The 7853-nt window shown below is 69.4% G+C and carries 6 protein-coding genes; 2 read left to right on the plus strand and 4 right to left on the minus strand.

Annotated elements, in window-relative coordinates; translation table 11 throughout:
* Positions 1 to 46: 46 nt before the first annotated feature.
* Positions 47 to 1660 carry a histidinol-phosphatase gene (locus ACFWMR_RS41745; protein WP_378382400.1) on the minus strand — a complete coding sequence of 538 codons (1614 nt, stop codon included), beginning with the start codon at positions 1658 to 1660 and terminating at the stop codon, positions 47 to 49.
* 90 nt (positions 1661 to 1750) lie between these two features.
* On the opposite strand from ACFWMR_RS41745, the gene ACFWMR_RS41750 reads away from it, so the two are divergent.
* Positions 1751 to 2284 (plus strand): permease-like cell division protein FtsX, encoded by a 534-nt coding sequence (locus ACFWMR_RS41750; RefSeq protein ID WP_378382401.1) that lies wholly within the window; start codon positions 1751 to 1753, stop codon positions 2282 to 2284.
* Between the two features lie 231 nt (positions 2285 to 2515).
* Here ACFWMR_RS41750 and ACFWMR_RS41755 read toward each other — a convergent pair whose 3' ends face one another.
* Together ACFWMR_RS41755 and ACFWMR_RS41760 are read right to left on the minus strand one after the other, a co-directional pair.
* Positions 2516 to 4627 carry a 3-hydroxyacyl-CoA dehydrogenase NAD-binding domain-containing protein gene (locus ACFWMR_RS41755; RefSeq protein WP_378382402.1) on the minus strand — a complete coding sequence of 704 codons (2112 nt, stop codon included), beginning with the start codon at positions 4625 to 4627 and terminating at the stop codon, positions 2516 to 2518.
* A 2-nt stretch (positions 4628 to 4629) separates the two neighbouring features.
* Positions 4630 to 5862, minus strand: a complete 1233-nt coding sequence (locus ACFWMR_RS41760; protein WP_378382403.1) for a thiolase family protein — start codon at positions 5860 to 5862, stop codon at positions 4630 to 4632.
* A 212-nt stretch (positions 5863 to 6074) separates the two neighbouring features.
* Here ACFWMR_RS41760 and bla point away from each other — a divergent pair, with 212 nt between their 5' ends.
* Positions 6075 to 6941: a class A beta-lactamase gene (bla, locus tag ACFWMR_RS41765; RefSeq protein WP_378382405.1), complete on the plus strand. Its 867-nt coding sequence runs from the start codon at positions 6075 to 6077 to the stop codon at positions 6939 to 6941.
* A gap of 168 nt (positions 6942 to 7109) precedes the next feature.
* On the opposite strand, the gene ACFWMR_RS41770 is transcribed toward bla, so the two are convergent.
* Complete coding sequence (locus ACFWMR_RS41770) at positions 7110 to 7697, minus strand: D-alanyl-D-alanine carboxypeptidase family protein (RefSeq protein ID WP_378382404.1); 588 nt, start codon at positions 7695 to 7697, stop codon at positions 7110 to 7112.
* Positions 7698 to 7853: the final 156 nt, after the last annotated feature.

The raw sequence follows: 7853 nt of genomic DNA on the forward strand, positions 1-7853 counted from the left end.
GGCTAGGACGGTTCTAACCGTCCTAGCCACTCACGAGGCGCGACACCTACCGCACGTCCACGAAGATCGGGTTCCCGTACAGCCACAGGTCTTCGAACGGGTTCGACTGCCCGATCACGTCGGCGCTCGGCTCGATCCCGCCGGGCACGTGCTTCTTGCCGTCCGTTCCGCGTGCCCGCACGAAGAACGGCTCGCGCACGTTGCGGAAGGTGTGCCGGAAGGCGACCCGCCTGCCCGGTGTCCACCGCGGTTCGAAGGAGCGCACCACCCGTGTGCCCGGAGCGGTCTGCGTGTCACGGTCGGCGGCCGGGCCGGTCACCGGTCCGGACACGAGGTCGAGCCGTGCGAGCCGGGGGATCGTGCCGCCGCCGTTGGGCCGGGCCGCCAGTTTCGCCGAGACGACGATGGTGACGTCGTCCCCGCGCCGGATCCGGAGCCTGCCGCCCATCGTGGCCGAACTCCAGCCGCTGTACGCGCCGAACTCCAGCTCTTGCGCGAGCCCGCCGTGCACCGCCCAGACGCGTCCCGCGCGCAGGCCCTCCAGCACGCCTTCGTGGCTCCGGCGGGTCACGCCGACGACGGTCCGGCTGAACTCAGCGGGCGCGAAGTCCGCGTACGGGGGCAGATTCTGCGGGACGCCGGTGTCGATCGGGTCCGGGTACGCGCCGTGCTCGTCGTAGTACCCGTCGGGGACGCCGGGCCGGACGTGGGTGTCGCCGCGGTTGTAGTGCGAGTCGGAGTTGCTGGTGATCCACCACGGCTTTCCTTCGGCCAGCAGCGAATCCCACAGCCCGCCGACGGTCGCGGTGCTCCAGTCGAAACCGCCGTAGGTGCGGTACGCCGACTCCGGGAAGCCCGGCCACGAGTTCGAGCCGGGGGAGTTGCCGTATCCGCCGCGCGCGCCACCGCCGCTCCCGAGTGGTTTCGGGAAGCCGTCGGCCTGCGCTCCCGGCGCGCCTTCCATGCCGATGACGATGCCCGGCGAGGCGTCGCGCAGCGCGCGGATCTCGTGCGGGGCGATCCGGCCGTTGCGCAGCGGATGGTTGATCACCACCACCGGCGCGTGGATCCGGCGCGCCCGCTCTTCGGCGGCCAGCCAGCGGATCGCCTTGACGGCCAGCGCCTCGTTGTCCGGCGTGCCGCCTTCGGTCCCGGTCAGCCGCCAGTCGAAGGCGCGCTCGAACTCGCGCAGCTTCGCGGCCTGGTTCGCACCCGCTTGGAAGAACAGGGTCGCGTGCTCGGCGCCCGGCACGTTCCACTCCATGCCTTGCCACAGCAGGAGATCGCGGTGTTCGCGCTGCGCGGCCCTGATCGCGGCGTTCGTCCGTTCCACCGACGATTTCTCGTGCGCGGCGTGGCCGTGATCGGTGATCACCGCCCAGTCCGCCCCGTGCCGCCGGGCACCGTCGGCGATTCCGTCCACTGTGTACATCGCGTCGTACGAGTACTGCGTGTGGATGTGGTGATCGCCCACCAGCCACTGGTAGCGATCCCGGCCGAAGAGCCACGAGAGATCGATGCCGAGATCGAGGTCGAGGTTCAGATCGAGGGCGTCCGCCGGCGCGGCGGCGGCGAGCGGCGCGCCCGCGGCCGCGGCGGAGACGAGGCCCGCGCGCTTGAGGAATCCGCGGCGGTCCACGCCCGGTTTTTCGCTGTTCACCGGCGGCACGCTAAAGAGCCTCGCTGAACGGGTGGTGTCCGGACGGCCAACGATCGGCGCTGTGTGATGATCGTCCCTGTGGAGGAAGACGTGCGCGAGCCGAGGGCGTCCAACTGGTTGCTCTGGGTACTCGGCGCCGTCGGCGTGCTGATCGTCGCCGCCGCCGTGACCACGGCCGTCGTCATCCTGAACAAGGTCGCCGAGCCGCCCGCGCCGGCGGCGCTGCCGCGGGACACGGCGCCCGTCCCACTGGGGAAGCGGGAACTCTGCGGGATCCGGTTGGTCGTCTACATCGAGACCGACGAGGGCATGACCCGCGCCGCCCAGGTGCTGCGAGACGATCAGAAGGCCCGCCGCGTGCTGACCGAAACCAAGGCGGAGTCCTACGAACGCTTCAAGAAGCTCTTCGCGGATCAGCCGGAACTGGTGAAGCTGACGACGCCGGACGTCCTTCCCGCGGCGGTGCATCTCGTGCCCGTCGCCGGAACCGACCCCGAAACGTGGGCGAAAGAGCTGAGGCAGCGACTCCCCGAGGCGACGAAGGTCGACATCCTCGACCCCGCGGGAGTCGCGGCCAAGATGAAGACCACGCCCCCGCCCTGCCCGCCCGAGGGCGAGCGCTGAAAGCCAGGCTCCCCCGAGGATGGCGGAGGAGCCTGGCCTCCCCGTTAGAAGTCCCGGTTCCTCTTCATCGGGTTTCCTCCCAGTTCTCTTCAGTTCTTTCCCCAGTGCCTGGAGAACCAGGCGTAGGCCGAGTGTTCCCGAAATCGCAGCACGGCGCCACAAAACTCACGAAAAACGCAAAAGGCCACCGTCGGCGATCGAGAGATCGCCGACGGTGGCCTTCGCTCGGGCTCAGGAGAGCGGCACGCTTGCCACTCCCGGCGCCAGGAACGGCTTGCCGTTGACCTTCTCGGACACGCCCGCCCGGTCCAGGTACGGCGTGATGCCGCCCAGCCAGAACGGCCAGCCCGCGCCGAGGATCAGGCACAGGTCGATGTCCTGCGCCTCGGCGACCACGCCCTCGTCGAGCATGATCCGGATCTCCTCGGCGATCGCGGCCAGCGCGCGGTCACGCACCTGCTCGGACGTCGACGGCGAGTCACCGCGCTGCCACAGTTCGTCCACCTCGGGATCGACGGTGGCGTTGCCTTGAGCGTCCCACTGCCAGACGCCCTTCTTGCCCGCCTTGACGAAGCGGTCGAGGTTGTCGCTGACGGTGAACCGGTCCGGGAACGCCCCGTGCAGGGTTTCCCCGACATGGAGGGCGATCGCCGGGCCGACCAGCTGCATCAGCGTCAGCGGGGTCATCGGCAGGCCCAGCGGTTCCAGCGCCTTGTCCGCGACCTCGAACGGCGTGCCCTCGTCGACGGTCACCAGCACCTCGCCGAGGAAGCGAAGCAGCAGCCGGTTGACCACGAACGCGGACGCGTCCTTGACCAGCACGCTCGACTTCTTGAGCTGCTTGCCGAGCGCGAACGCGGTGGCCAGCGCGGCGTCGTCGGTCTTCTCCGCGCGGACGATCTCCAGCAGCGGCATCACCGCGACCGGGTTGAAGAAGTGGAACCCGACCACACGCTCCGGGTGCTTGAGCTTCGAAGCCATCGCGGTGATCGACAGCGACGAGGTGTTCGTCGCCAGGATCGCCTCGGGGGAGACGTACTGCTCCAGGTCGGCGAACACCTTCTGCTTGACGCCCAGCTCCTCGAACACCGCCTCGATCACGAAGTCGGCGTCGGCGAACGCGGCCTTGTCGAGCGAACCGGTGACGAGCGCCTTCAGCCGGTTCGCGCCGTCCGGCGAAACCCGCTTCTTCGCCAGCAGCTTGTCGATCTCACCGTGCACATAGGACACACCCTTGTCGACCCGTTCCTGGTCGACGTCGGTGAGCACCACGGGCACCTTGAGACGGCGCACGAACAGCAGTGCCATCTGGCTCGCCATCAGGCCCGCGCCGACGATGCCGACCTTGTTCACCTTGCGCGCCAGCGACTTGTCCGGCGCGCCGGCCGGGCGCTTGGCGCGCTTGTTGACGAGGTTGAACGAGTACAGCCCGGCACGCAGCGTGTCGTCCATGAGCAGTTCGGCGAGGCCGTCGGTCTCGGCCGCGTAGCCGCGGTCGAGGTCGTTCTCACGGGCCAGCTCCAGCAGCTCGACGGCCTTGGTCGCGCCGGGGGACGCGCCCTTCGTCCGTCCGTCCACAATGGCCTTGGCGCGGCCGATCGCGGCGTCCCAGCCCGCGCCGCGGTCGATCTCGCGGCGGGCGGGGGTGATCTCGCCGTTGACGACCTTCGCCAGCCACAGCAGGGACTGTTCGAGGTAGTCGGCCGAACCGAAGACCTCGTCGACGATGCCGAGCTCGGCCGCCTGCGCGACCTTCAGCATCTTGTTCTGCGCCAGCGCGTTCTCGATGATCACGGTGACCGCGGCGTCCGGCCCGATCAGGTTCGGCAGCAGCTGAGTGCCGCCCCAGCCCGGGAACAGGCCGAGGAAGACCTCGGGGAACGCGATCGCGGCGGTGTTCTCCGAAAGCGTGCGGTAGTGGCAGGAGAGCGCGAGCTCGAGCCCGCCACCCATGACGGCGCCGTTGATGAACCCGAACGTCGGGATCTCGGTCTCGGTGAGGCGCCGGAACACGTCGTGCCCGGTCTGCGCGATCTCCCGCGCCAGTGCCGGATCCGCGACCGCTTCGACGCCGGAGAGGTCGGCGCCGACGGCGAAGATGAACGGCTTGCCGGTGACCGCGATCGCGGCGGGCTCGGCCGCGAACGCGGTGTCGATCGCGGCGTTCAGGCTCACCAGGCCCTGCGGGCCGAAGGTGTTCGGCCGGGTGTGGTCGTGGCCGTTGTCCAGGGTGATCAGCGCGACCGGCTTGTCGAGCCCGGGCACCTTCACCAGACGCGTGACCGCGTTCGTGACGACCTCGTCGGGGAAGGCGGCTTTCGCCTGCTCAGCGGTGAAAGTCATGGCTACTTGGCCCCCTCGAACGCCGGGTTCTCCCAGATGACGGTGCCGCCCATGCCGATCCCGATGCACATGGTGGTCAGGCCGTAGCGCACGTCGGGGCGCTCGGCGAACTGACGCGAAAGCTGCGTCATCAGCCGGACCCCGGAGGACGCGAGCGGGTGACCGCAGGCGATCGCGCCACCCCACTGGTTGACGCGGGGGTCGTCGTCGGCGATGCCGAAGTGGTCGAGGAACGCGAGCACCTGGACGGCGAACGCCTCGTTGATCTCGAACAGGCCGATGTCGCCGATCGACAGGCCGGTGCGCTTGAACAGCTTCTCGGTGGCGGGCACCGGGCCGATGCCCATGACCTCCGGCTCGACACCGGCGAAGGAGTAGCCCACCAGGCGCATGCCGATCGGCAGGCCGAGTTCGCGGGCGGTGTCCTCGTCGGCGAGCAGCGCCGCGGTGGCGCCGTCGTTGAGACCGGCCGCGTTGCCCGCGGTGATCCGGCCGTGCGGACGGAACGGCGTCTTCAGCCCGGCGAGTTGCTCGACGGTGGTGCCGGGGCGCGGCGGCTCGTCCTCGGTCGCGAGACCCCACCCGAGTTCCTTGGACCGGGTGGCGACCGGGACCAGCTCGGGACCGATCTTGCCGGTCTTCACGGCCTCGGCGTACTTCTCCTGGCTGCGCGCGGCGAAGGCGTCGGTGCGCTGCTTGGTGATCGCCGGGAACCGGTCGTGCAGGTTCTCCGCGGTCTGACCCATGACGAGCGCCGTCGGGTCGACCAGCTTGTCCGCGATGATGCGCGGGTTCGGGTCCACGCCTTCGCCCATCGGGTGGCGGCCCATGTGCTCGACGCCGCCGGCGATGGCGATGTCGTAGGCGCCGAAACCGATGCCGCTCGCGGTCGTGGTGACCGCGGTCATCGCGCCCGCGCACATCCGGTCCAGCGCGAACCCGGGCACCGACTTCGGCAGGCCCGCCAGCAGCGCGGCGGTGCGGCCGATGGTCAGGCCCTGGTCCCCGATCTGGGTGGTGGCGGCGATCGCCACCTCGTCGACGCGCTCCGGCGGCAGCTCCGGGTGCCGGCGCAGCAGTTCACGGATGGCGTTGACGACGAGGTCGTCGGCACGGGTGCCGGCGTACATGCCCTTTTCGCCTGCCTTGCCGAAGGGCGTTCGCACCCCTTCGACGAAGGCGACATTGCGTACCGACCGCGCGTTCGGCGCGAGCGGTGTTGCTCCTGCGGCCACGAATGCTCCTGAAGTAGAGGTAGTCCTGACCGCACCCTAGCGCCGGTTACCCGTCGGTAACCAGGATGGTGGCCCGGTCGAGTGGGGGAAGGCACACTCCCGTGTCCGTCCTCGGCCGCTTGGCCGATCCGGCAGGTGTGGAGAAGTTGCTATGTTCGAAGTGATCAGGGGGAGGGATCACGGTGACTGTCACCCGTCGTGCGCTGCTGGGGATGGCGGTCCTCGCGCCGCTGGCCGCCTGTACTCGCGGGACTCCGCCCGCGCCGTCGTCCGTCCCCGCGCCGCCACCACCCACCCGGCAGTATCACGACCGGTTGCTGGAGCTGGAGAAGAAGTTCGACGCGAGGCTCGGCGTGTACGCGCTCGACACCGGAGGCGGCGGCACGGTCGAGCACCGCGCGGACGAGCGGTTCGCGTTCTGCTCGACGTTCAAAGGGGTCGCGGCTGCCGCCGTCCTGCAGCGCAATCCGTTGTCCCATCTGGAAACCCGGGTCAGCTATTCCCGGGACGACCTGATGAAACACGCTCCGGTCACCGGACAGCACGTGGCCACCGGGATGACGATCCGCCAGCTGTGCGACGCCGCCATCCGGTTCAGCGACGGCACGGCGGGCAACCTGCTGCTGCGGGATCTGGGCGGTCCCGCCGAACTGACGGCGTTCACCCGCGGCCTCGGCGACACCGTCACGCGGATGGACCGGATCGAACCGCTGATCACCGAAGCCACCCCCGGGGATCCACGCGACACGACGACACCGCGGGCGTTCGGCACCGACTACGAGCGGATCCTGCTGGGCGACACGCTGGCGGGCGACAAACGCGACTTCCTCCGTGACCTGCTCCAGCGCAACGCCACCGGCGCCGACCGGATCCGCGCGGGCCTGCCGTCCGGCTGGACCATCGCCGACAAGACCGGGACGGGCGACTACGGCACCCTGAACGACATCGCCGTCGTGTGGCCGCCGGGCAGGCCGCCGATCGTCATGGCCGTCATGTCCAGCAAGGCGGCCAAAGACGCTCCGTACGACCAGGCGTTGCTCGCCGAAGCCGCGAAGTACGTGGTCGAAAAGCTGGGCTAGCGTGGCCACGCGGCGAACTCGCGTGCTCGGAGCCGGATCTCGCGTGTCTGAAGGCGGATCTCGCGTGCTTGAAGCCGGAACTCACGTGGTTGGGCGAGTTCCGCCTTCAATCACGTGAGTTACGGCTCCAATCACGCGAGTTACGGCTCCGAGCACGCGAGTCGCGGGTTAGTTGCCGGTCGCGCTGGGGAGCAGGGCGGGGCAGCCCCCGGTGATCCAGGCCGGGTCGTACTCGAAGTGCCACTTCTCGTTGTCGTAACGACGGCACCAGCCGAGCGCGCCGCCGTTCTTGTCCACCCAGGATGCCGAGTTCAGCGGCTGGATGTCGACGGCGATTCCCTTGACGTGCATGGAAGTCTCCGGTTGCAGCGCCCACTTCTTGGCCTGCTCCACCGAGCCGAACCGCTGGACGGCCTTGTCGAACTCCTGTTGCTGCTGGGCCCGGCTGCGCTTGCCGTCGTTGACGCAGAGCGTGACGTTTTGCGCCTTGGCCTTGGCGAGCAGGGCTTTCCACGCCTCGATGACGTCCGGGCGCATACCGGAGGTCGCCTCGTCGACGTACCGTTTGTCGACGGCGCACGTCGGGCCGGTGTCGGGGCCTGGGACCTCTTCGAGGATCGCGAGCGGCTGCCCGCTCACCTGCTTGACGGCGACGCCGGTGGCGCTCAGCGCCACCATCGCGACCCCGGCGAGTCCCAGCGCGACGAACACGCTGATCACGGTCCGGCGGCTGGGGGTGGATGTGGTGGGCACCACTCCGAAGCTACCGCGCGCCCCGCGGGTCGCCAGGGTTTGTGACCTTCTTCCCAGAATGCCCCGGTATGCCAACCAAACCGGAAACGCCCTGGTCCAGGTGGTCTGACCTGAAGTACATGAAGGCCCCCTTCCTTGCGGTAGGCGCAAGGAAGGGGG

This window comes from Amycolatopsis thailandensis, assembly GCF_042723255.1.
Taxonomy (GTDB): domain Bacteria; phylum Actinomycetota; class Actinomycetes; order Mycobacteriales; family Pseudonocardiaceae; genus Amycolatopsis; species Amycolatopsis thailandensis.